Below are 23,807 nucleotides of genomic sequence, written 5' to 3' on the forward strand. Positions count from 1 at the left end.
TGGAGGGGGATGGACGGGAGGGGAGCGTGAAAGGTCTCAGCGGGCGCCGGCGCGCGGGTCCAGCGCGTCCCGGACGGCGTCGCCGAGCAGGTTGAAGGCGATGACGAACAGCAGCAGCGCCGCGCCGGGGAACACCATGTAGGTGGGGTCGGCCTGGAAGACCTCGGAGCCGCGCGCGATCATGCGCCCCCAGTCCGGGACCGGCTCGGTGATGCCGACGCCGAGGAAGGACAGCGCGGCCTCGGAGGCGACGAAGGTCGGCACCGCCATGGTGGAGTGCACCAGAAGCTGCGAGCGCACATTCGGCAGAAGTTCGTGGACGACGACGTGGAAGCGGCTCGCACCCTGGGCCCGCGCGGACTGCACGAAATCCCTTTCCCTGAGCGAGCGGACGGTGGCCCGCAGGGAAAGCGCGAGCGGAATCCAGCCGAACGCAGAGAAAACCAGGATCAGCACCAGGAACTGCATCCACTCCGGTTCCGCGGAGCCCGGGTCGACCAGGCGGGACTGGATCACCGGACTGAGCGCGAGCAGTAGGAGCAGTGTGGGAAAGGCCAGCAGCACATTCGCGAGGAATCCGAACAACCGGTCCGTGATCCCGCCGAGGTAGCCGACCGCGACGCCGGCCAGCACGCCCAGCGTGGTGGTCACCGCGGCGGCCGCGAAGGCGATCAGCAGCGAGGTGCGGACGCCGTACAGCAGCTGGGTGAACACGTCCCGGCCGAGGCCGGGCTCCAGGCCGAACCAGAAGTCGCCGGAGATCCCGCCGTTCGGCAGCATCGGCAGGCCGCTGTCGCTGAGCAGGCCGGGGATGTTCTGGCCGTAGTGGTCGACCGGGTTCTTCCCGTACAGCGCGGCGACCAGCGGGGCGCCCAGGGCGAGCAGCAGGAACAGCGCCACCACCGCCAGGGCGGCGGCGCCGACCCGGTCCCGCAGGATCCGGCGGAGCAGGCCGGGGCCGGCGGCGGGCGCGGGCCCGGCCCCGGTCACTGGGACGGTGTCGACCACTGCCATGAGGCGTAACCCCCGAATTCTCCGCCGCCCCATGGATGAGGGTGCGCTGGTGTGCATTTCCGGTACGGCCTCCGAGGGTTTCCCGGTGGCTGTTCGAGCGCCATTGGATCGGATGCGTCCGAGGTTCCGCAAATCGCCTCCGGCTGACGTTCGGGTAATTCCTGCCGAACTGTTTCGGGAAATGTGGCGGCTTCATTTCGGTGAAACACCGGCGTTGCAAAGGAATGGGCATACCGTGACAGAACGGACTGTCTGTTCCGCATTCTGAGACCTCCGCCACAGTCTCTCCGGTGTTGATACGATCCCGGTGGGCCGCAACTGGCGCGTAGGGATGGAATCAACCATCGGGAAGCGGCCTCGTGAATCCTCACGTGCACGTTGCCGAGCGCCTGGGCCCCCGCATCCCCACCAGGAGACCGCCATGGCCCAGCAGCCCCACACCGCCGCCTCCGCCGCGGCCGACACCGCCTTCCGCAGCGCCCTCGACGTGGTCGCCGGCGTCGAACCGAGGATCGCCGCGGCCATCGGCCGGGAGCTCGCCGATCAGCGCGCCTCGCTCAAGCTGATCGCCAGCGAGAACTACGCCTCCCCGGCCGTCCTGCTCACCATGGGCAACTGGCTCAGCGACAAGTACGCCGAGGGCACCGTCGGCCGCCGCTTCTACGCGGGCTGCCGCAACGTCGACACCGTCGAGAGCATCGCCGCCGAGCACGCCCGCGAGCTGTTCGGCGCCGACCACGCCTACGTCCAGCCGCACTCCGGCATCGACGCCAACCTCACCGCCTTCTGGGCCGTCCTCTCCCAGCGGGTCGAGAGCCCGGCCCTGGAGCGCGCCGCGGTGCGCAACGTCAACGACCTCACCGAGGAGGACTGGGCGCAGCTGCGCCAGGAGCTCGGCAACCAGCGGATGCTCGGCATGTCCCTGGACACCGGCGGCCACCTCACCCACGGCTTCCGGCCGAACATCTCGGGCAAGATGTTCGAGCAGCGCAGCTACGGCACCGACCCGGCGACCGGTCTGATCGACTACGACGCGCTGCGCGAGACCGCCCGAGAGTTCCGCCCGCTGATCATCGTGGCCGGCTACTCCGCCTACCCGCGCCTGGTGGACTTCCGCAGGATGCGCGAGATCGCGGACGAGGTCGGTGCGACCCTCATGGTCGACATGGCGCACTTCGCCGGCCTGGTCGCGGGCAAGGTGCTGACCGGCGACCACGACCCGGTCCCGCACGCCCACATCGTCACCACCACCACCCACAAGTCCCTGCGCGGCCCGCGCGGCGGCATGGTGCTGTGCCGGTCCGAACTGGCCGAACACGTCGACCGCGGCTGCCCGCTGGTGCTCGGCGGCCCGCTCTCGCACGTCATGGCCGCCAAGGCGGTCGCCCTCGCCGAGGCCCGCCGCCCCGAGTTCCGGGCCTATGCCCACGCCGTCGTCGCCAACGCCCAGGCGCTCGCCGAGGGCCTGCTGCGCCGCGGCGGCACGCTGGTCACCGGCGGCACCGACAACCACCTGGTCCTCGCCGACGTCTCCGGCTACGGCCTGACCGGCCGCCAGGCCGAGGCGGCCCTGCTCGACTCGGGCATCGTCACCAACCGCAACTCCGTCCCGCAGGACCCGAACGGCGCCTGGTACACCTCGGGCATCCGCCTCGGCACCCCGGCCCTCACCACCCGCGGCCTCGGCACCGCCGAGATGGACGAGATCGCCGACCTGATCCACACCGTCCTGGGCGCCACCACCCCCACCACCGCCGCCAACGGCTCCCCGTCCAAGGCCGCCTACACCCTGGACGCCGCCCTCCGCGACGCCACCGCCAAGCGCGCCGCCGACCTGCTCGCCCCGTACCCGCTCTACCCGGGCGTCGATCTGGTCTGACGGCCGGTCGGAAGCCGCCGGGGCCATGCTCCGGGCGGCACGAGGAGCCACCCGGGGCCGTCGAACCCCCGCTCGACGGCCCCGGGCCCGGCCCCGGCCCCGGGCAGTCCGCGGCCCGGCCCCGCTAGTACTGCAGCGACTTGTACTGGAGGAACTCCTCCAGCCCGTGCCGGCCCAGCTCCCGGCCGAGGCCCGAGCTCTTGTAGCCGCCGAAGGGCGCGAGCGGGTTGAAGCGGCCGCCGTTGAGGTCCACCTGGCCGGTGTCGAGGCGGCGGGCGAAGGCGGCGGCGGTGTCGGTGTCGCGGGCCCAGACGCCGCCGGCCAGGCCGTACGGGGTGCCGTTGGCGAGTTCGGCGGCGTGGTCCTCGTCGCGGTAGCGGAGGATCGCCAGGACCGGGCCGAAGACCTCCTCCTGGGCCACCGTCATCTCCGGGGTCACGTCGGCGAGCACGGTCGGCCGGACGTAGTAGCCGGTGGGCAGCTCGTCGACCGGCTCCGAGCCGCCGACGACCAGCCGGGCGCCCTCGGCCAGCGCGCCGTCGATGTAGCCTCGCACCCTGGCCAGCTGCCGGGCGTTGACCAGCGGGCCGATCCGGGTCTGCGGGTCGGTCGGGTCGCCCGGCCGGTACTGGGCGGCGACCTCCTCGGCCCGGGCGACCGCCTCCTCGTACTGGTCCTCGTGCACCAGCAGCCGGGTCAGCGCACTGCAGGTCTGGCCCGAGTTGGCGAAGACGTTGGCGACGTTCGCCTTGACCGCGCGGGCCAGATCGGCGCCCGGCAGCACCACGTTGGCGGACTTGCCGCCCAGCTCCAGGGAGACCCGCTTCAGCCCCCGGCCGGCCGTCTCGGCGACCTGCCGGCCGACGGCGGTGGAGCCGGTGAACGAGACCGCGTCCACCTCCCGGTGCCCGACGAGCGCCGCGCCCGCCACCGCACCGGTGCCGGTCACCAGGTTGAAGGCGCCCGCCGGGAACCCGGCCTCGTGCACCAGCCGGGCGAACAGCCGGGCCACCAGCGGGGTGTCCTCGGCCGGCTTGAGGACCACCGGGCAGCCGGCCGCCAGTGCCGGGACGGCCTTGGCCACGATCTGGTGCAGCGGGTAGTTCCACGGTGTGATCGCCGCGACCACTCCGGCCGGTTCGGCGTGCACCACCGAGTTGCCGATCCGCTCCTCGAAGGGGTGGTCGGCGAGCAGGGTCAGGTAGGAGGTCGCCACGGCGAGCGGCAGCCCGGCGTGCACGGCCCCGGCGAAGCCGACCGGGGAGCCCAGCTCGGCGACGACCGTCTCGGTGATCTCGGTCTGCGCGGCGGCGATCCCGTCCCGCAACCGGGTCAGCGGCGCCAGCCGCTCCTCGCGGGTGGTCGCGCCCCAGCCGCGGGCCGCCCGGCGGGCCGCCGTCACCGCCGCGTCGACGTCGGTCGCGCCGCCGGCCGGCACCGTGGCCAGCACCTGCTCGGTCGCCGGGTTCAGCACGGTGATCGACCCGGTGTCCCCGGAGGGCCGCCACTCGCCGTCGATGTACTGGTCGCTGTACTCCGCGTACTGCCGCACCGATCGTCCTCTCATCCGCCCAGGCCTTGACCAGCGGCGCTGGTCGAAGGTCAGTCAATGCGGCGCGGGAGGCCGCGCGCAAGAGTCAATCCGGACCGGCGGACCTGGCGGTTACCTCGGAGCGAACCGTGCGGTGTACTCGTCGAACGGCTCGATGCCGACCTCCGCGCGTCGCTCGTCCAGCCGCTCCGGCTCCTCGCACGGCCACGGCACCGGGCGGCCGTCCGCCACCGCGCCGATCTGCGTCCCGTAGCGCTGTTCCCGGCCCTCGTTGACCGCCAGCCGGTCCTGGAGGAAGGCCAGGTCGCGGGCGCTCGCCTCGCCCCGCGCGACGGCCTCGCCCATCAGCGCCACCGCCCGCCGCTGGACATCGAGCTGCCGGTCCGCGTGCTGCGCCACCAGCCAGGCCGCCCGGGCGGCCTCGGGGCCGACGGTGCGCTCGGTCGGCCAGCCGTGCGCCGCCATGATCTCCGCGAGCCGGTCCCCGTGCCGGGCGGTGAGCCGCCGCCAGGCCGCCTGCTCGGCCAGGTCGGGGCTGTTCGCCAGCCGGGCGGCCGCGCCGTCCTCGGCCATCATCCCGGTCAGTTCCCCGCTCAGCTCTGCGGCCGGTGCCGATCCGGGTCCGCCGTCCTGCCGCCGTGCTTGCGCCATGCCGATCCGCTCCTCGCGCCCGGGCCCTCCTGCCGAGGACCGCCTGCCACCACGCTAGGCGCGGAAATCGCGACGAAGATCATCCCCGAAGACGGCGACCCGGGGGTGCCCGCCACGGCAGAATGGATGCACACCGGGAACGGAGCGCGTCGCGCACGCTCCCCACGGACGCCGAAGGGCCGGTCGGAGGATTCCGACCGGCCCTTCACCGTGTGCTCATGAGCTCCGCTCGTCCGCGCCTCAGACCCGCGAGCGCTCCGAGGCGTCGGCCGGCGCGGCGCCCTCGGCCTCCGCCATCTCCTGGCGGACCGCGGCCAGCGAGGGGTTGGCCCAGGCGCTGGCGACGCCCCAGCGGTAGAACGCCAGCCCGATCGCGGCGACGATCAGCAGGTCCCAGCCCTCCGGCAGGTAGCCGTGCCCGCCGAAGTCGGCGCTGCCCGCCCAGGAGACGCCGGCCATCACGAACAGGTACGCGACCATCCAGGCGCCCGCCTTCAGGTGCGGCTTCAGTTCGGCGAACGGCTTGCGCAGCTCGTACCAGGCCCAGATCGGCAGACCGGCGGCCATCAGCAGGATGACCTTGCCGGTGAGCGGCCAGCGGGCCCAGTAGAGCACCAGCGAGCCGAACACCATCGCGATCGGGGCGATCACCGGCATGGCACGCAGCCGGACCGGCCGGGGCAGGTCCGGGGCCAGACGGCGCAGCGCCATCACGGCGACCGGGCCGGTGATGTACGAGATCACGGTGGCGACCGAGACGATCTCGGCCAGCGAGCCCCAGCCGCGGAAGACGGCGAGGAACAGGAAGGCGACCACCAGGTTGAGCAGCAGGGCCGGGCGCGGGATGCCGGTCTTGGCGTCGACCTTGCCGAAGACCTTCGGCAGGTGGCCGTTCTCCTGCACGCCGTGGATCATGCGCGAGGTGGTGGCGGCGTAGATCATGCCGGTGCCGGACGGCGAGATGAAGGCGTCCGCGTAGAGCAGGATCGCCAGCCAGTTGAGGCCCCAGGCGATGGCCAGGTCGGCCAGCGGCGAGGTGTAGGAGAGGTTGCTCCAGCCCTGGGCGAGGTCGCTGCCCGGGATGGCGCCGAGGAAGGCGATCTGGAGCGCGACGTAGATCACCAGGGCGATCAGGATCGAGCCGATGACGGCCTTCGGCAGCGACTTGCCGGGGTTGCGGGCCTCGCCGGCCAGGTTGAGCGGGGACTGGAAGCCGTTGAAGGCCCAGACGATGCCGGAGACCGCGACGGCGGTGAACACCGAGCTCCAGCCGTTCGGCGCGAAGCCGCCGTGGTCGGTGAAGTGCGCCGAGTCGAAGTGCGCGAAGAGCAGCGCACCGGCGGTCACCGTCGGAACGATGACCTTGAAGACGGTGATCGCGGTGTTGGTCTTGGCGAACAGCGTGATCGCGAACCAGTTGAGGACGAAGTAGACGACCAGCAGCACGCTGGCGAGCGCCACGCCGCTGAGGGTCAGCTCCTTGCCGTCGTACAACCCCTGCGCCCAGCCGAAGTGCCAGGAGCTCATGTACTGCACGGAGGCGGTGGCCTCACCCGGGATGACCGAGACGATGGCGATCCAGTTGGCCCAGGCGGCCAGGTAGCCGGCCAGGGACCCGTGCGAGTACTGGCCGTACCGGACCATGCCGCCGGCCTTGGGGAACATCGAGCCCAGCTCGCTGTAGGTGAGCGCGATGGTCAGCGCCACCGCGGCACCGATCACCCAGGCGAGGATCGAGGCGGGGCCGGCGAGCTTGGCGGCCCGCTCGGCACCGAACAACCACCCGGAGCCGATGATCGACCCCAGTCCGACCGCGGTCAGGCTGATGGTGCCGAGCGATCGGCGGTAGTTCTGGTGTGATGCCGTCGACGATTCAGGCTCACTCAACGTATCGGTCCTCTCGCTCGTGGTTCATCGGGTGGTGTCGGTGTTTTTACGATTTTGAGCCGCTATTTCGGACAAACGGAGAGCAGCCTATGGTCCGAAAACGGGCGAATACCTCAGAGGAAGCTCAAACCGTCCGATTGTTGCCATCTCGTGTCCGGCTTCCGGCTCGGTACGAACCGGTGAGGAGGCCGACGCCGCAGCGTCCGGAAGGGCGGTGGTCGGGATGGCGGTCAGGGCCGGCCCGGGGAAAGAGGGCGGCTCGGAAAAGCGAAATTCCCCGTGCGAGCCTTTCGGCTCCCACGGGGAATTTAGGCTGTGTCCGAGGGGGGACTTGAACCCCCACGCCCGATAAAGGGCACTAGCACCTCAAGCTAGCGCGTCTGCCATTCCGCCACCCGGACGGGGTGTGTGCTTCGGGGGTTTTCCTCGCCCCCTCGGCGACAGAGAGAACATTACCAGGCTTCTGGAGTGCTTCTCACCTGCGCTTCCTCGGGGCCGCGCCACCGGACATCCTGGTCGGGCCGCTCCGGGGCCCGTGGGGCTGCGGCATCCGGCCCCCACCCCGCTCGCACCCGTCCGCACAGGTTGGTACGGCCTGTGAACGCGCTCGAATCCGGCCCGAACCGGTGGTGTCCGCGAAGGAACCGGTCGACTCCGGTACCGCCTGCGGTCGGTTGCGGCCGGAACCGGTCCGACACGGGCAACTTGTCGACGGTGCCACGGCCGCCGCGGCGGCTCTCCTAGCCTCTGTGGACCGAGGGCGCCATGAAGCGGATCGCCTGATTCCCGGGTCGCGGACGAAGGGCGGCTGGACGTGGAGCAGATCAGCGGAGCGGCGAAAGCCGAACCGAGACGCGGCAGGCGGGAGGAGGGGACGGGCGGGACCACGGCCTCCGGAGGCCCCGTCGAAGGCGTGTGGCGCTTTCCCGTGCCCGCCGCCGAGGCCTCGGTGCCGCTCACCCGGCACGCGGTGCGCGACCGCCTGCTGGCCCAGGGCATGACCGGGCTGCGCTACCAGGAGCTGGTGGACGACCTGCTGCTGATCGTCTCGGAGCTGGTGAGCAACGCGGTGACGCACGCCGCCGAGCTGTCGCCCGAGGTGGTCACCGAGCTGTCGGTGGGCCGGGCCTCGGTCCGGGTGGCGGTCGAGGACGGCGACCCGTACCGGCCGAAGGCGCTGGAGAACGACACCGGGCGCACCGGCGGGCGCGGCCTGCTGCTGGTGAAGAGCGTCACCCTGCAGGCCGGCGGGGTGTGCGACGTCGAACGCACGGGGGAGGGCGGCAAGGTCATCTGGGCCTCACTGCCCGTCCCTCCGGAGCCCGGCCGCTGAGCGGCCGGCCTACCAGTCCCGCCCGGCGATCTCCCGGATGCCCGGCAGCGCGGCCTCGAAGACCGTCTCGAACCAGACCGAGAACGGCCGCTCCGCCCGCAGCTCCCGCAGTTCCTGCGCGGTCACGAAGGCGAAGTCGTCCACCTCCTCCGGGTCCGGCTCGACCGGCGCGGTGACCAGTCCCACGAACAGGTGGTTCCACTCCCGCTCGATCAGCCCGGACGCCTCGTCCGGCAGGTCGTAACGGACGGTGCCCGCCTCGCACAGCAGTGCCGGTGCGACGCCCAGCTCCTCGGCGGTGCGCCGGGCGGCGGCGACGAACGGCGGCTCGTCCGGGTACGGGTGGCCGCAGCAGGTGTTCGACCAGACGCCGGGGGAGTGGTACTTGCCGAGGGCCCTGCGCTGGAGCAGCAGCCGGCCCTGGCGGTCGAACAGGAAGACCGAGAAGGCCCGGTGCAGTCGGCCCGGCTGCTGGTGGGCCCAGAGCTTCTCGCCGGTGCCGATCGTGACGCCTTCGTCGTCGACCAGTTCCAGCAGGATCTCGGCTCCGGCGGGCGCGGACCCGGTGGCCCGGGGATCGGCCGTCACATCGGTCTTCTGGAGACCGGTGTCGATCTCGGCGGCGAAGTGCGTCGGGTCGGTCGGCAGACTCTGGGGCATGGGGCCTCTTTCGGGAGCGGGAGCAACGGGAGCATCGGGTGTCTCCGACGCACCGGGCGGAGTGTGGCGGACACAGCGGGGCACCGGCGCCGACGTCGGGCTCCAGTCTGCCGTATGGGTGGCACTCGACAGGGGTCCCACGCACAACCGGACGGATCATGACCCGGAGGAGTCGGAAACCGGGCAGAGAAGGGGCCGGGAAGCCCCCACAAGGGTCACGGAATTCGCAGAACCGTTCGGTGTGTGTTCGGGGCCCGTTCGACCGGCCGGGGGCGCCCTCCGGGCGGAGGCGGTGCGGCCCCCGGGCCGCTCCACCGCCACCCCGACTGCCGCCCGCCCGCCGCCCCCGGGCCTCCGGGTGCGTGCTGGCCGGTCGCCCTGGTCGCCTACCATCACATACGACACGGTGCCCGGATCTGTGCCGGCACCGGCGCGCCGCCACCCGGCCCGGTCGAACGCCGGTCCGAGTGAATGGTGGCGCCGTCGACCTCCGGCACGGCCCCGCGCACAGCACGACGGATCAGGAGACCCGCATGATCGGCCTCGTTCTGGCAGCCGGCGCCGGCCGCCGGCTGCGCCCGTACACCGACACCCTGCCCAAGGCGCTGGTGCCGGTCGACGGGGAACGGACCGTCCTGGACCTCACGCTCGGCAACTTCGCCGAGGTTGGACTGCGCGAGGCCGCGATCGTCGTCGGCTACCGCAAGGAGGCGGTGTACGACCGCAAGGACGCCCTGGAGAGCAAGTACGGCGTCAAGCTCCACCTGGTCGAGAACGACAAGGCCGAGGAGTGGAACAACGCCTACTCGCTGTGGTGCGCCCGCGAGCTGTTCGCCGAGGGCCTGCTGCTCGCCAACGGCGACACCGTCCACCCGGCCTCCGTCCAGCGCACCATGCTGGAGGGCAACCGGCGACTGACCGACGCGGGCACCGCCCCGGGCATCCTGCTCGCCCTCGACACGGTGAAGAAGCTCGCCGACGAGGAGATGAAGGTCGTCGTCGACCCGGCCACCGGCATGCGCCGCATCACCAAGCTGATGGAGCCGGCCGAGGCGACCGGCGAGTACATCGGCGTCACCGTGATCAACCCGTCCGCCGCCGCCGACCTGACCGACGCGCTGCGCGCCACCTACGAGCGCGACCCGCAGCTGTACTACGAGGACGGCTACCAGGAGATGGTGAACCGCGGCCTGCGGATCGACGTGCAGCCGATAGGCGAGGTCTCCTGGGTCGAGGTCGACAACCACGACGACCTGGCGAAGGCGCGGGAGATCGCGTGCCAGTACTGACCCGGCTGGTCCCGTCGCCGCTGTTCGTCGAGATCCGCCCGGGCGCGCTGGACACGCTCGGCGGCATCCTCGCGGACCAGCGGCTGTCGGCCTCGGGCCGGATCGCGGTGGCGATCAGCAACGGCTCCGGCGCGGCCATGCGCCGCCGCCTGGAGCCCGCCCTGCCCGGCGCCGACTGGTACAACGTGGACGACGGCACCCTGGACAGCGCGGTCCGGCTGGCCGAGGAGATGCGCGGCGGGCACTACGACGCGATCGTCGGCCTCGGCGGCGGCAAGATCATCGACGCCGCCAAGTACGCTGCCGCCCGGGTCGGCCTGCCGCTGGTCGCGGTCGCCACCAACCTGGCCCACGACGGCATCTGCTCGCCGGTCTCCACCCTCGACAACGACGCGGGGCGGGGCTCCTACGGGGTGCCCAGCCCGATCGGCATCATCGTCGACCTGGACGTGATCCGGCAGGCGCCGCCGCGCTTCGTGGCGGCCGGCATCGGGGACGTCGTCTCCAACATCTCCGCGTGCGCGGACTGGGAGCTGTCGCACGCGGTGACCGGCGAGCGGGTGGACGGGCTGGCCGTGGCGATGGCCCGCTCGGCGGGCGAGAACCTGCTGCGGCACCCGGGAAGCACTCAGGACCAGGACCTCCTGACGGCGCTGGCCGAGGCCCTGGTACTGTCCGGCATCGCGATGAACATCGCGGGCAGCACCCGGCCCTCGTCGGGCGCCTGCCACGAGATCTCGCATGCCCTGGACGTGCTGTATCCCAAGCGGTCCGCCCAGCACGGCGAGCAGGTCGGCCTCGGCGCCGCCTTCGCCAGCTTCCTGCGGGGCGAGCGTGAGCTGACCGGTCTGATCGTGGAGCGCCTGGCGAGCCACGGACTGCCGGTGACCGCCGCTCAGATCGGCTTCACCGAGGCGGAGTTCACCGAGGCGGTGCACTACGCTCCGAACACCCGCCCGGGGCGCTTCACCATCCTCGAACACCTCGACCTCTCCCCTTCCGCTATCAGGGACGCGTACGCCGACTATGTCCAAGCCGTCAACAGCTGACCCCTCCACCGCGGGCGCCGAACGGCCCCCGGTGGACCTGACCCGCCGGCCCTCGATCGAGGAGCTGCGCGCGGTGATCCACCCGGAGGGCATGCTCCAGCGCCGCAGTGCCGAGCACTGGGCCGGACGCCTGTACATGCGGAAGATCTCGCTGCGGATCACCCGCGTGCTCTCCACCGTGACGGCGATCACGCCCAACGGCCTGACGTACCTGATGATGTTCACCGGCATCCTGGCCGGTGCCGCGCTGATCGTGCCGGGCATCGCGGGTGCCGTCCTGGGCGCCCTGCTGATCCAGGTCTACCTGCTGCTGGACTGCGTGGACGGCGAGGTGGCGCGCTGGCGCCGGCAGACCTCGCTCACCGGCGTCTACCTGGACCGGGTCGGCCACTACATGTCCGAGGCGGCCCTGCTGACCGGCCTCGGGCTGCGCGCCACCGACCTGCTGCACCGCGAGGGCGGCGGCTCCCACTGGGAGTGGGCGTTCCTCGGCACCCTGGCCGCGCTCGGCGCGATCCTGATCAAGTCCGAGACCGACCTGGTGGACGTGGCCCGGGCCCGCAGCGGCATGACGGCCGTCGAGGACAGCGCCTCGGTGCCGCGCTCGGCCTCCGTCGCCAAGGCCCGCCGGGCGGCCTCCCTCCTGAAGTTCCACCGCCTGGTCGGCGCGGTCGAGGCCTCGCTGTTCATCCTGGCCGCCGGCATCGCCGACGTCGTGCACGGCGGACTGCTCTTCACCCGGCTCGCGGTGGTCGTGCTGGCGGCGATCGCGATGCTCCAGACCGTGCTGCACCTGCTGAGCATCGTCCTCTCCAGCAGGCTGCGATGAGCGAGCGGAGCGAGCGAATGACCGCGGAGGACTTCCGCCTCGGTGCCGTGATCATCACCATGGGCAACCGGCCCGCCGAGCTCAACGCCCTGATCGAGGCCGTCCGCGCCCAGGAGGGCCCGGCGGTCGAGCTGGCCGTGGTCGGCCAGGGCGTGAAGCTGCCCCCGCTGCCGGAGGGCGTGCGCAGCGTCGAACTGCCGGAGAACCTCGGCATCCCGGGCGGGCGCAACGTCGGCATCGAGCTGTTCGGCCGGGACGGCGCGGAGGTCGACGCCGTCCTCTTCCTGGACGACGACGGCAACCTGCCGCGCACCGACTCGGCCCGCCTGCTGCGTGAGGCCTTCACCGCCGACCCGGAGCTGGGCATCGTCTCCTTCCGGATCGCCGACCCGGACACCGGTGTCACCCAGCGCCGGCACGTCCCCCGGCTGCGTGCCAGCGACCCGCTGCGCTCGTCCCGGGTGACCACCTTCCTGGGCGGCGCGAGCGCGGTGCGCTGCAAGGTGTTCGAGCAGGCCGGGCAGTTGCCCGCCGAGTTCTTCTACGCCCACGAGGAGACCGATCTCGCGTGGCGCGCGCTGGACGCCGGCTGGGCCATCGACTACCGGGCGGACGTGGTGCTGCACCACCCCACGACCTCGCCCGCCCGCCACGCGAGCTACTTCCACAATGTGGCCCGCAACCGGGTCTGGCTCGCGAGGCGGAACCTTCCGGCCCTGTTGGTGCCTCTCTATCTGGGAACCTGGTTCCTGCTGACCCTGGCCCGCCGCCCCTCCCCGGAGGCGCTGAAGGCCTGGTGGGGCGGGTTCCGGGCGGGCTGGCGCGAACCCTGCGGTCCGCGGCGGCCCATGCGGTGGCGTACCGTTTGGCGACTGACCAGGCTGGGCCGACCACCGATCATCTGATCGCATCTGATGGCATCCGCATCGAATGATCGATCGCTGCGGCCGGTGCCCACACACCGGCCGGCTCCCCGAGATCCCAGTGGATCCCCCTCGGCGCACGACCGGCGGACCCCGCCGACCGGCCGCCCCGACCGATCCCGCATGAAGGACGAATGTGTCGACAGTGAGTGAACCCGTCAGCCTCTCGGCCCCCAGGGGGGCGGACGCGGGCCTGACCCCCAAGCAGCTTGCGGACAAGTACGGTCTGGCGGTGAGCGGTGCCCGTCCCGGCCTGTTCGCCTACTCCAAGCAGCTCTGGGCCCGGCGCCACTTCATCTGGGCCTTCGCCACCGCCCGCCTGGTGGCCCAGTACACCAACGCCAAGCTCGGCCAGCTGTGGCAGGTGGTGACCCCGCTGCTCAACTGCGCGGTGTTCTACCTGGTCTTCGGCGTGATCCTGGCGAGCAAGCAGGGCTTCCCGGACAACACCTACATCGCCTGGCTGTGCATCGGCGTCTTCGTCTTCCAGTTCACCCAGAACGCGGTGCAGGCCGGCACCCGGGCGATCTCCGACAACCTCGGGCTGATCCGGGCGCTGCACTTCCCCCGGGCCAGCCTCCCGATCGCCTTCACCGTGATCCAGCTCCAGCAGCTGCTGATCTCCATGGTCGTCCTGGTCGTCACCGTGCTCGCCGCCGGCATCACCCCGGGCCGGACCTGGCTGCTGATCATCCCGGCGCTGCTCCTGCAGACGCTCTTCAACACCGGCATCTCGCTGGTGATGGCCCGGATCGGCTCCAGGACCAGCGACATCTCCCAGCTGATCCCGTTCGTGATGCGCGCCTGGATGTTCCTGTCCGGTGTGATGTTCAGCATCCAGGACAAGATCACCCACTGGCCGCACTACATCCAGACGCTGATGGCGGCCAACCCGGCGTCGGTCTACATGGACCTGCTGCGGCACGCCTTCGCGCCGGTCATCTACAACCCGCACCAGCCGGTGCACCAGACCCTCCCGCCGCACCTGTGGGTGTACGGCCTCGGGTGGGGCGTGGGCATGTTCGTCATCGGATACGTCTTCTTCTGGAAGGCCGAGGAGGAGTACGGCCGTGGCTGACATCGACCTGAGCATCAGCGACACCGTCCCGGGCGCGGACGTGGCCCGCGAGCCCACCGTCGTCGTCGACGACGTGCACATCGTCTACAAGGTGCACGGCGCCGGCTCCGGCAAGGGCAGCGCCACCTCGGCGCTGAGCCGCATCATCAGCCGCAAGCGCGCCGCCGGCGTGCGCGAGGTGCACGCGGTCAGGGGCATCAGCTTCACCGCGTACAAGGGCGAGGCGGTCGGCCTGATCGGCTCCAACGGCTCCGGCAAGTCGACCATGCTGGCCGCCATCGCGGGCCTGCTGCCGACCGAGAAGGGCGGCATCTACACCAACGGCCAGCCCTCGCTGCTGGGCGTCAACGCCGCGCTGATGAACGAGCTCACCGGTGAGCGCAACGTCACCCTCGGCTGCCTGGCGATGGGCATGACCCCCGCCCAGGTGAGGGCGCGCTACCAGGACATCGTCGACTTCTCCGGCATCAACGACAAGGGCGACTTCATCTCCCTGCCGATGCGCACCTACTCCTCCGGCATGGGCGCCCGGCTGCGGTTCTCGATCGCGGCCGCGAAGACCCACGACGTGCTGCTGATCGACGAGGCCCTCGCCACCGGCGACCAGGCCTTCCAGCAGCGCAGCAAGAAGCGGATCGACGAGCTGCGCAAGTCCGCCGGTACGGTTTTCCTCGTCAGCCACGACAACAACTCGATCCGCGAGGTCTGCGAGCGGACGATATGGATCGAGGCCGGCGAGCTGGTCATGGACGGTCCCACCGAGGAGGTCGTCAGCCGCTACGAGCGCGGCGAGCGACCGTAGTCCTCGTCACTCACACAGGGGCCGGTTCCGGATCCTCCGGGGCCGGCCCTTCGCGTTGCCCGCGCCTCGGGCGCCCCGGGCGGTCCGCCGCCGCGGGGGTGAGCGCCCGGTGCTCCGGGTGGTGCGCCCTTCTCCGGCGCGCCCGGGCGTGTCAGCCTGGTGGTCTCGGGGGCGGTGTGCCGTGCGTGACGCCCGCGCTCGGACGCGTGTCCGAGTCGGGCCGGTCGTGCCAAGCGGTGTAGAACGGGGGAGTGACAGCAGTGTCGGCTTCGGCCCAGCCCAGAGATACGCCGGTGAACGGTTCCGTAGGACAGACCCTGGAGAAGGCGGGCGCGGAGAACTTCCCGGTCGCCCCGTTCTTCCTGCCCGCGGCCTGGCGCGACGACCTGATGGCGGTGTACGGCTTCGCCCGCCTGGTCGACGACACCGGCGACGGCGACCTGGCCGACCCGGCCGCCACCGCCCGCCTGCTCGGGGTCGAGCAGACACCCCCCGCCACCCCTTCGGACCAGTCCGGCCCGCCGACTCCGCAGGAGACCGCCTTCCGGCTCGCCCTGCTCGACGGACTGGAGCAGGACCTCGACCGGGTCTTCGAGACCGCACTGCGCTCCGCCGGCGGTTCCGGGGCCGGCGCCGACCGCCCCCGCCACCCGCTGATGAGCGCGCTCGTCCCGCTGGTCGACCGCCGAGGCCTGACCCCCGAGCCGTTCCGCCGTCTGATCGAGGCCAACCGGGTGGACCAGACCACCACCCGCTACGCCACCTTCGACGACCTGATCGGCTACTGCACCCTCTCCGCCGACCCGGTCGGCCGCCTCGTGCTGGCCATCGCGGGCGTCTCCACCCCCGAGCGGATCGAGCTCTCGGACGCCGTGTGCAGCGGCCTCCAGGTGGTCGAACACCTCCAGGACGTGGCCGAGGACCTGGCCCACGGCCGGATCTACCTGCCCGCCGAGGACATGGCCCGCTTCGGCGTCACCGAGGCCGACCTCGCGGCTCCCTCCGCCGACGGCGCGGTGCGCGAGCTGATCGCCTTCGAGGCCGAGCGGGCCCGCACCCTGCTCGACCGCGGCGCACCATTGGTGGGTACGGTTCGGGGGAGGCTTCGACTGCTCCTGGCGGGATTCACCGCAGGCGGCTACGCGGCCCTGGCGGCCGTCGAGGACGCCGGGTACGACGTGCTCGCCCAGCAGGCGAAGCCGGACAAGCGCCGCCTCGCAGCGAAGGCGGCGGCCATCTTCGCGAAGGGAAGGTGAACGCCCGAGTGGCGGCATCACCACTGGCGCCGGCCCAGGTCATGGCGGCGTACCGGTACTGCGAGGCAGTCACCGGGCTGCAGGCGCGCAACTTCAGCTACGGCATCCGGCTGCTGCCCGAACCCAAGCGGCTGGCCATGTCGGCCCTGTACGCCCTGGCCCGCCGGGTGGACGACATCGGCGACGGCGACCTCCCGGACGACCGCAAGGCCGAGGCGCTGCTACGCACCCGGGAACTGGTGGACGAAGTCCGCTCCGGGGTGGTCGCCGAGGACGACACCGACCCGATCAAGGTCGCCCTGGCCGACGCGGCCCGGCGCTTCCCGATCCCGCTCGGCGGTTTCGACGAGCTGATCGACGGCGTCGAGATGGACCTCAAGGGCGCCGAGTACCAGACCTACGAGGAGCTGAAGGTCTACTGCCGGTGCGTGGCCGGCGCGATCGGCCGGCTCTCGCTGGGCGTCTACGGCTGCGACGACCCGGAGCTCGGGGCGCGCTACGCGGACACCCTGGGCCTGGCGCTGCAGCTCACCAACATCCTGCGCGACCTGCGCGAGGACGCCCTGAACGGCCGCACCTACCTGCCCGCCGAGGACCTGGTCCGGTTCGGCTGCGAGCAGGGCTTCGCACTGCCCGAGCCGCCGCTCGGCGCGGACTTCACCGGCCTGGTGGCCTTCGAGGCCGCCCGCGCCCAGGCGGCCTTCGAGGAGGGGCTGCGGCTGCTGCCGATGCTCGACCGCCGCAGCCGCGCCTGCACCGCCGCGATGGCCGGGATCTACCACCGGCTGCTCGGCCGGATCGCCGCGGACCCGGAGTCGGTGCTGCGCGGCCGGGTCTCGCTGCCGGGCTGGGAGAAGGCGTACGTGGCGCTTTCCGGGCTCGCCGGGGGGCGTTCTTGATTCTCGCGACAGTTCTGTCACGCTGTGTCAGCGGGGAATCACGAGCGGGCAGTTCCGTGTTGACCGAACGAGTACCGGCTTCAGCGACTGCCTGCGGGCGGTCCACCGACTGCGAGGGGGAGGGCCGATGACCGGGCGAGCCGATGCCTGCCCGGCGGCCGTCGTGGTCGGCGGCGGCCTGGCCGGGATCACCACCGCACTGCGCCTCGCCGAGGCGGGCCACCGGGTCACCCTCGCCGAGGGCCGGCCCCGGCTCGGCGGCCTGGCCTTCTCCTTCCGGCGCGGCGAGCTGACCGTCGACAACGGCCAGCACGTCTACCTGCGCTGCTGCACCGCCTACCGGGGCCTGCTGGAGCGCCTCGGCGCCACCCGGCTGGTCCACCTCCAGGACCGCCTCGACATCCCGGTGCTCTCCGTCACCGGGCCCGAGGCCGCCCCGGTGCGCACCCTCGGCCGACTGCGCCGGGCCGGCCTGCCCGTCCCGCTGCACCTGGCCGACAGCCTGGCCCGCTACCCGCACCTGTCCCCGGCCGACCGAGTCCGGGTGGTCCGCGGCGCGCTCGCCCTGCAGCGCCTGGACCTCGCCGACCCGGCACTGGACGGGGTCTCCTTCGGCGAGTGGCTGCGCCGCAACGGGCAGAACGCCGCCACCCAGGCCGCCCTGTGGGACCTGGTCGGCGTCGCCACCCTGAACGCCCGGGCCGACCAGGTCTCGATGGCGCTCGCCGGGATGGTGTTCAAGACCGGCCTGCTCTCCGACCCGGGCGCCTCGGACATCGGCATCGCCGCCGTCCCGCTCGGCACGATCCACCACGACCGGGCGCTCGCCGAGCTGGAGCGGGCCGGCGTCCGGGTGCTGCTGCGGGCCCGGGTGGCCGAGCTGAAGCCGGCCGCGCCGCAGCACGCCGTCCGGCTGGAGGGCGGAGAGCTGCTCACCGCCGAGACCGTCGTGCTGGCCGGCGCCCAGGACAGCGCGGCCGCGCTGCTGCCGCCGAACGCGATCCCCGGGCAGGAGCGGCTGGCCGGTTTCGGCACCGCGCCGATCCTCAACGTGCACGTGGTCTACGACCGCAAGGTGCTGCGCCGTCCGTTCTTCGCCGCGCTCGGCTCCCCGGTCCAGTGGGTCTTCGACCGCACCGCGCACTCCGGCCTGGCCGCCACCGGGCTGGGCCGGGCCCACCCGGGCGCCCAGTACCTGGCGCTGTCGCAGTCCGCCGTGCAGGACGAGATCGACCTGCCGGTCGCCGAGCTGCGCCGCCGCTACCTGCCCGAGCTGGGCCGGCTGCTGCCGGCCGCGGCCCAGGCAGAGGTGCTGGACTTCTTCGTCACCCGGGAGCGCACCGCGACCTTCGACCCGGCCCCGGGCAACGGGGCGCTGCGCCCGTCGGCCCGCACCGGGGTTCCCGGCCTGCTGCTGGCCGGCTCGTGGACGGCCACCGGCTGGCCCGCGACCATGGAGGGGGCCGTACGCAGCGGTCACGCCGCGGCCGACGCCGCGCTCGCCGCGGCCGGCACCCGGGTGCCGGTGGACCGCGGCGAGGGGAGGTGGCCCAGGTGACGGCGGGCCCCGCCGCCGGAGAGCCCGCCAGAGCCGACGGGCGTACCGTCGAGCGCATCGGCGCAACCACCGGGAGCGGTCCGGCCGGCCGCACCGGCACCGTCGGCACCAATCGATTCGACACCGGCCGCACCGACAACACCCGGCCGCCCCGTGCGGTCCGGCACCACGAGGGAGAGGGAACGCACGTGGAGTCACGCACCGGCTTCGCCGTCGGAGGCACGGCGCACGCCGAACCGGTCTCGGTGCCGGAGCTGCTCGCCCGCAGCCGTACGCTCTGCACCCCGCCACTACGGGCCGCGGTCGCCCGTTTGGCCGCACCCATGGAGACCGTCGCCGCCTACCACTTCGGCTGGATCGACCGGGACGGCACCCCGGTGACGGGGGACGGCGGCAAGGCCGTGCGCCCGGCGCTGGCGCTGCTGTCCGCCCGGGCCACCGGCGCGGAGGCCGAGGTGGGGGTGCCGGGCGGAGTTGCGGTTGAACTGGTGCACAACTTCTCCCTCCTTCATGATGATCTGATGGACGGTGACGAGACCCGGCGGCACCGGGCCACAGCCTGGACGGTCTTCGGGCCGGCCCAGGCGATCCTGGTCGGTGACGCGCTGGCGACACTCGGCACGGAGGTGCTGCTCGACGCCGCGGTGACCGGTGGCACGAGCGCCACCGACGCCGCGCGCGCCGTCCGACTGCTCACCACGGCGACCCGCCGGCTGATCGACGGCCAGGCCATGGACGTCGCCTTCGAACAGCGCGACAGCGTCACGGTCGCGGAGTGCCTGGAGATGGAGGGCGGCAAGACGGCGGCACTGCTGGCCGCCGCCTCGGCGATCGGTGCCGTCCTGGCCGGTGCCGACGACAAGGTCTCCGGCGCGCTCCAGCGCTACGGCCACCACCTCGGTCTGGCCTTCCAGGCGGTGGACGACCTGCTCGGCATCTGGGGTGCCACCGAGGTCACCGGCAAGCCCCACTGGGGAGACCTGCGCCAGCGCAAGAAGTCCCTGCCGGTGGCTGCCGCACTGGCCGAGGGCGGAGCGGCCTCGCGTCGGCTCGCCGAGGAACTGGCCGACCCGAAGGGACGCGGGGAAGAGAGTGAGCCCGAGCTCGCCGCCCGGGCCGCGCTGATCGAGGAGGCCGGCGGCCGAGCCTGGACCCAGGAGGAGGCCCGCCGCCAGCACACGACTGCCCTCGCCGCCCTGGACGAGGTGCCCATGTCCGACGAGGTGCGCGAGCACTTCGTCGCACTCGCCGAATTCGTGGTGGTACGAGAGAGGTGACGTTACGTTGACAGCAACCGCGGACGGCCGGCTCGACCCTGAGTACGATTCCGAGCCGGTCGCGGTGGGCGACCGCCCCCCGGCCCTGCTGGGCGCGGGGCGGCGGCAGCCCGAGGACACCGGCCAGCTCCGGCCTGCCGGTGAGGCGGACCTCCGACCGGCCGACGCGCGGGAGGCCCTGGCCCGCGCCACCACCCACCTGCTCTCCCTGCAGTCCTCGGAGGGCTGGTGGAAGGGTGACCTGGAGACGAACGTCACCATGGACGCCGAGGACTTACTGCTCCGCCAGTTCCTGGGAATCCGCACCGAGGAGCAGACCCACGCCACCGCCGAGTGGATCCGCTCCCAGCAGCGCGAGGACGGCACCTGGTCCACCTTCCACGGAGGTCCGCCCGAACTGTCCACCACGGTCGAGGCCTACGTCGCGCTCAAGCTGGCCGGCGACGACCCGGACGCCCCGCACATGCTGGCCGCCGCGCGCTACGTCCGCTCCGCCGGCGGCATCGCCGCCGCCCGGGTGTTCACCCGGATCTGGCTCGCACTGTTCGGCTGGTGGCCCTGGGAGCGGCTGCCCGAGATGCCGCCCGAGATCATCTTCCTGCCCAAGTGGCTGCCGCTGAACATCTACGCCTTCGGCTGCTGGGCCCGTCAGACCATCGTCCCGCTGACCGTCGTCTCGTCCCACCGCCCGGTCCGTCCGGCCCCCTTCGCGCTCACCGAGCTGCACACCGACCCGGACGACCCGTACCCCCACCGGCCGCTCGCCCCCGCCACCACCTGGGACGGCCTCTTCGAGCGCCTCGACAAGGCGCTGCACGCCTACCACCGCCGGGCCTTCCGCCCGCTGCGCCGGCTGGCCGTCTCGCAGGCCTGCCGCTGGATCGTCGAACGGCAGGAGGCCGACGGCTGCTGGGGCGGCATCCAGCCCCCCGCCGTCTACTCGCTGATCGCCCTGCACCTGGAGGGTTACGAGCTGGAGCACCCGGTGGTGAAGGCCGGGCTCTCCTCCTTCGACCGCTTCACCGTGCACACCGAGGACGGCAAGCGCTGGCTGGAAGCCTGCCAGTCCCCGGTCTGGGACACCTGCCTGGCCACCATCGCCCTGGTCGACGCCGGGGTGCCGGCCGACCACCCGGCGCTGGTCTCCGCCGTGGACTGGATGCTCGGCGAGGAGATCCGCAAGCGCGGCGACTGGGCCGTCCAGCGGCCCGGGCTCGCACCCGGCGGCTGGGCCTTCGAGTTCGAGAACGACACCTACCCTGACATCGACGACACCGCCGAGGTGGTGCTCGCGCTGCGCCGGGTCGCCCACCCCGACCCGGCCAGGGTCGACGCGGCGGTGGACCGGGGCGTGCTGTGGAACCTCGGCATGCAGTCCAAGAACGGCGCCTGGGGCGCCTTCGACGTGGACAACACCAGCACGCTGCCCAACAAGCTGCCGTTCTGCGACTTCGGCGAGGTGGTCGACCCGCCGTCCGCCGACGTCACCGCGCACGTGGTGGAGATGCTCGCCGAGACCGGCCGCTCCCGCGACCCGCGGACCAGGCGCGGCATCGAGTGGCTGCTGCGCAACCAGGAGGCGGACGGCTCCTGGTTCGGCCGGTGGGGCACCAACTACATCTACGGAACCGGCTCGGTGCTGCCCGCCCTGGTGGCGGCCGGCGTCCCGGACGAGCACCCGGCGATCCGCCGGGCGGTGCGCTGGCTGGAGGACCGGCAGAACGCCGACGGCGGCTGGGGCGAGGACATGCGCTCCTACGACGACCCGGCGCGCTGGGCCGGGCGCGGCGACTCCACCGCCTCGCAGACCGCGTGGGCGCTGATGGCGCTGCTCGCGGCCGGCGAGGGGCCGCAGTGCCGGGCCAACCCGGCGGTCGAACGCGGCGTGGAGTGGCTGGTGCGCACCCAGCTCCCCGAGGGCACCTGGGACGAACCGCAGTTCACCGGCACCGGCTTCCCGTGGGACTTCTCCATCAACTACCACCTGTACCGGCTGGTCTTCCCGGTCACCGCGCTCGGCCGCTACCTCAACGGCACCCCGGGCACGAGCCGGGCCGACGGCGCCCCGGTGATCGGGGTGGCGCGGTGACCACCGCGCCCCTGCTGGTGCTCTGCGCCCTGGGCCCCGAGGTCTGGGCCCTGCGCGGCGGGGACTGGCGCGGCGCGCCCGGCGGGTCCCCGGTGCTGGTGCGCACCGGGGTCGGCCGGCGGCGCGCCGGGCTGGCCGTCCGGCGGCTGCTCGGCTCCGCTCCCACCGGCTACGGCGCCGTGGTGGTGGCCGGCTTCGGTGCCGCGCTCGGCCCGGGCGTGCTGCCCGGTGACGTGGTCGCCGCCGACGGAGTGCGCGACGCCGAGGGCCACCTGTACCCGCTCGACTCCGGGGCGGAGCTCGGCCGGGCGCTGAAGGAGCGCGGCCTGACCGTGCACACCGGGGTGCACCACACCGCCGACCACGTGGTGCGCGGCCTCGAACGGCGGGCGCTTCACCTCCAGGGTGCGCTCGCCGTCGACATGGAGGCCGCCGCCGTCCTCGCCGCGCTGCGCGAGGTGCGGTCCACGCTGCCGACGGCCGTCCTACGGGTGGTGGTGGACACGCCCGAGCACGAGCTGCTGCGGCCCGGCACCCTCCCGGCCGGGGTGCGAGCGTGGCGGACCCTGCGGGCGACGGTACCCGCCCTGGTCGACTGGTACCGGCAGGAGCGCGCGCCCGGCTCCGCAGACCTGAACCACCCCACATCCTCGACGCTCCCCCAGGAGGCGAGCTAGCCATGGCCATGCCGTTGCGCCAGACCGTGCGGGTCGGCACCTACCTCATGCAGCAGAAGCTGCTCAAGCGCCGGGACAAGTTCCCGCTGATCGTGGAGCTGGAACCGCTCTTCGCCTGCAACCTCGCCTGCGAGGGCTGCGGCAAGATCCAGCACCCGGCGGGTGTCCTGAAGCAGCGGATGCCCGTCGCCCAGGCGGTCGGCGCGGTCCTGGAGTCGGGTGCCCCGATGGTCTCGATCGCAGGCGGCGAGCCGCTGATGCACCCGCAGATCGACGAGATCGTCCGGCAGCTGGTCGAGCGCCGCAAGTACGTGTTCCTCTGCACCAACGCGCTGCTGCTGCGCAAGAAGATCGACAAGTTCACGCCCTCGCCGTACTTCACCTTCGCCGTGCACATCGACGGCATGCGCGAGCGGCACGACGAGTCGGTGGCCAAGGAGGGCACCTTCGACGAGGCGGTGGCGGCGATCAAGGAGGCCAAGCGGCGCGGCTTCCGGGTCACCACCAACAGCACCTTCTTCAACACCGACACCCCGCAGACCGTCATCGAGGTGCTGGACTACCTCAACGACGAGCTCAAGGTGGACGAGATGATGATCTCGCCCGCCTACGCCTACGAGAAGGCCCCCGACCAGGAGCACTTCCTCGGCGTCGAGCAGACCAGGGAGCTCTTCCGCAAGGCCTTCGCAGGCGGCAACCGCAAGCGCTGGCGGCTCAACCACAGCCCGCTCTTCCTGGACTTCCTGGAGGGCAAGGCCGACTTCGAGTGCACCCCCTGGGGCATCCCCAACTACTCGCTGTTCGGCTGGCAGCGGCCCTGCTACCTGATGGCCGACGGCTACGTGCCGACCTACCGCGAACTGGTCGAGAAGACCGACTGGAGCAAGTACGGCCGAGGCAGGGACCCGCGCTGCGAGAACTGCATGGCCCACTGCGGATACGAGCCGACGGCCGTCCTCGCGACCATGGGCTCGCTCCAGCAGTCGCTGCGCGCCATCACCGAGACCGTCAGCGGCAACCAGGGCCGCTGAGCCGGGAGTTGACCCCAGTCCGGCACTCCGGCCCGGCACTCCGGCCCGGGCCTCCTAGCCCGGGCCTCCGAGCC

20 protein-coding genes, 1 tRNA gene and 1 riboswitch are annotated in these 23,807 nt (G+C 72.4%); of the genes, 15 read left to right on the top strand and 6 right to left on the bottom strand.

The window, feature by feature from the left end; genetic code table 11:
- Window positions 1-36 precede the first annotated feature (36 nt).
- On the bottom strand, window positions 37-1,014 hold the full coding sequence (locus tag ACFU7Y_RS00700) for an ABC transporter permease (RefSeq protein WP_224278392.1): 978 nt from the start codon (window positions 1,012-1,014) through the stop codon (window positions 37-39).
- A 304-nt stretch (window positions 1,015-1,318) separates the two neighbouring features.
- A riboswitch (ZMP/ZTP riboswitch) is annotated at window positions 1,319-1,416 on the top strand.
- Between the two features lie 19 nt (window positions 1,417-1,435).
- Between ACFU7Y_RS00700 and ACFU7Y_RS00705 the strand changes: the two genes are divergently transcribed.
- Window positions 1,436-2,893, top strand: coding sequence for a glycine hydroxymethyltransferase (locus tag ACFU7Y_RS00705; RefSeq protein ID WP_224278390.1), 1,458 nt, complete (start codon window positions 1,436-1,438; stop codon window positions 2,891-2,893).
- Between the two features lie 124 nt (window positions 2,894-3,017).
- Here ACFU7Y_RS00705 and ACFU7Y_RS00710 read toward each other — a convergent pair whose 3' ends face one another.
- The 4 genes from ACFU7Y_RS00710 to ACFU7Y_RS00725 all read right to left on the bottom strand — a co-directional run bounded on the left by ACFU7Y_RS00710 (window position 3,018) and on the right by ACFU7Y_RS00725 (window position 7,384).
- A complete protein-coding gene (locus ACFU7Y_RS00710; RefSeq protein WP_380765803.1) occupies window positions 3,018-4,445 on the bottom strand; it encodes an aldehyde dehydrogenase family protein in 1,428 nt (475 codons plus the stop codon).
- 111 nt (window positions 4,446-4,556) lie between these two features.
- Entirely contained in the window at window positions 4,557-5,096 is a 540-nt protein-coding gene (locus tag ACFU7Y_RS00715) for a DUF6624 domain-containing protein (RefSeq protein WP_224281129.1), read from the bottom strand.
- 240 nt (window positions 5,097-5,336) lie between these two features.
- A complete protein-coding gene (locus ACFU7Y_RS00720; RefSeq protein ID WP_224281128.1) occupies window positions 5,337-6,983 on the bottom strand; it encodes an APC family permease in 1,647 nt (548 codons plus the stop codon).
- Window positions 6,984-7,299: 316 nt separating this feature from the next.
- A tRNA-Leu gene (locus ACFU7Y_RS00725) sits at window positions 7,300-7,384 on the bottom strand.
- Between the two features lie 512 nt (window positions 7,385-7,896).
- Between ACFU7Y_RS00725 and ACFU7Y_RS00730 the strand changes: the two genes are divergently transcribed.
- Window positions 7,897-8,316 carry an ATP-binding protein gene (locus tag ACFU7Y_RS00730; protein WP_224281127.1) on the top strand — a complete coding sequence of 140 codons (420 nt, stop codon included), beginning with the start codon at window positions 7,897-7,899 and terminating at the stop codon, window positions 8,314-8,316.
- Between the two features lie 9 nt (window positions 8,317-8,325).
- Here the strand turns inward: ACFU7Y_RS00730 and idi are convergent, their stop codons facing one another.
- A complete protein-coding gene (idi, locus tag ACFU7Y_RS00735) occupies window positions 8,326-8,976 on the bottom strand; it encodes an isopentenyl-diphosphate Delta-isomerase (RefSeq protein WP_224281126.1) in 651 nt (216 codons plus the stop codon).
- Window positions 8,977-9,509: 533 nt separating this feature from the next.
- Between idi and ACFU7Y_RS00740 the strand changes: the two genes are divergently transcribed.
- The 13 genes from ACFU7Y_RS00740 to hpnH all read left to right on the top strand — a co-directional run bounded on the left by ACFU7Y_RS00740 (window position 9,510) and on the right by hpnH (window position 23,733).
- Window positions 9,510-10,265, top strand: a complete 756-nt coding sequence (locus ACFU7Y_RS00740) for a sugar phosphate nucleotidyltransferase (protein ID WP_224281125.1) — start codon at window positions 9,510-9,512, stop codon at window positions 10,263-10,265.
- On the top strand, window positions 10,253-11,314 hold the full coding sequence (locus ACFU7Y_RS00745) for an iron-containing alcohol dehydrogenase family protein (protein WP_224281124.1): 1,062 nt from the start codon (window positions 10,253-10,255) through the stop codon (window positions 11,312-11,314). Before ACFU7Y_RS00740 ends, ACFU7Y_RS00745 begins: the two co-directional genes overlap by 13 nt.
- A gap of 91 nt (window positions 11,315-11,405) precedes the next feature.
- The gene (locus ACFU7Y_RS00750) at window positions 11,406-12,143 is read left to right on the top strand and encodes a CDP-alcohol phosphatidyltransferase family protein (protein ID WP_224281132.1); all 738 of its coding nucleotides are present in this window, start codon (window positions 11,406-11,408) and stop codon (window positions 12,141-12,143) included.
- Window positions 12,140-13,048 carry a glycosyltransferase family 2 protein gene (locus tag ACFU7Y_RS00755; protein WP_380765808.1) on the top strand — a complete coding sequence of 303 codons (909 nt, stop codon included), beginning with the start codon at window positions 12,140-12,142 and terminating at the stop codon, window positions 13,046-13,048. The genes ACFU7Y_RS00750 and ACFU7Y_RS00755 overlap by 4 nt, the downstream gene beginning before the upstream one ends.
- A gap of 154 nt (window positions 13,049-13,202) precedes the next feature.
- Window positions 13,203-14,144, top strand: a complete 942-nt coding sequence (locus ACFU7Y_RS00760) for an ABC transporter permease (RefSeq protein ID WP_224281122.1) — start codon at window positions 13,203-13,205, stop codon at window positions 14,142-14,144.
- The gene (locus ACFU7Y_RS00765) at window positions 14,137-14,946 is read left to right on the top strand and encodes an ABC transporter ATP-binding protein (protein WP_224281121.1); all 810 of its coding nucleotides are present in this window, start codon (window positions 14,137-14,139) and stop codon (window positions 14,944-14,946) included. The genes ACFU7Y_RS00760 and ACFU7Y_RS00765 overlap by 8 nt, the downstream gene beginning before the upstream one ends.
- Before the next feature lie 293 nt (window positions 14,947-15,239).
- Window positions 15,240-16,202 carry a squalene synthase HpnC gene (hpnC, locus tag ACFU7Y_RS00770; protein ID WP_224281120.1) on the top strand — a complete coding sequence of 321 codons (963 nt, stop codon included), beginning with the start codon at window positions 15,240-15,242 and terminating at the stop codon, window positions 16,200-16,202.
- A 41-nt stretch (window positions 16,203-16,243) separates the two neighbouring features.
- Window positions 16,244-17,101, top strand: coding sequence for a presqualene diphosphate synthase HpnD (gene hpnD / locus ACFU7Y_RS00775; RefSeq protein ID WP_224281131.1), 858 nt, complete (start codon window positions 16,244-16,246; stop codon window positions 17,099-17,101).
- 127 nt (window positions 17,102-17,228) lie between these two features.
- The gene (hpnE, locus tag ACFU7Y_RS00780) at window positions 17,229-18,659 is read left to right on the top strand and encodes a hydroxysqualene dehydroxylase HpnE (protein WP_380765810.1); all 1,431 of its coding nucleotides are present in this window, start codon (window positions 17,229-17,231) and stop codon (window positions 18,657-18,659) included.
- Window positions 18,660-18,847: 188 nt separating this feature from the next.
- Complete coding sequence (locus ACFU7Y_RS00785) at window positions 18,848-19,936, top strand: polyprenyl synthetase family protein (RefSeq protein ID WP_374120150.1); 1,089 nt, start codon at window positions 18,848-18,850, stop codon at window positions 19,934-19,936.
- Window positions 19,937-19,943: 7 nt separating this feature from the next.
- Window positions 19,944-22,025 (top strand): squalene--hopene cyclase, encoded by a 2,082-nt coding sequence (shc, locus tag ACFU7Y_RS00790; RefSeq protein ID WP_224284877.1) that lies wholly within the window; start codon window positions 19,944-19,946, stop codon window positions 22,023-22,025.
- A complete protein-coding gene (locus ACFU7Y_RS00795; protein ID WP_380765811.1) occupies window positions 22,022-22,702 on the top strand; it encodes a 1-hydroxy-2-methyl-2-butenyl 4-diphosphate reductase in 681 nt (226 codons plus the stop codon). Before shc ends, ACFU7Y_RS00795 begins: the two co-directional genes overlap by 4 nt.
- A gap of 2 nt (window positions 22,703-22,704) precedes the next feature.
- Complete coding sequence (hpnH, locus tag ACFU7Y_RS00800; RefSeq protein WP_224278916.1) at window positions 22,705-23,733, top strand: adenosyl-hopene transferase HpnH; 1,029 nt, start codon at window positions 22,705-22,707, stop codon at window positions 23,731-23,733.
- The last annotated feature ends 74 nt before the right edge of the window (window positions 23,734-23,807 follow it).

The organism is Kitasatospora sp. NPDC057542 (assembly GCF_042801945.1).
Classification (GTDB): domain Bacteria; phylum Actinomycetota; class Actinomycetes; order Streptomycetales; family Streptomycetaceae; genus Kitasatospora.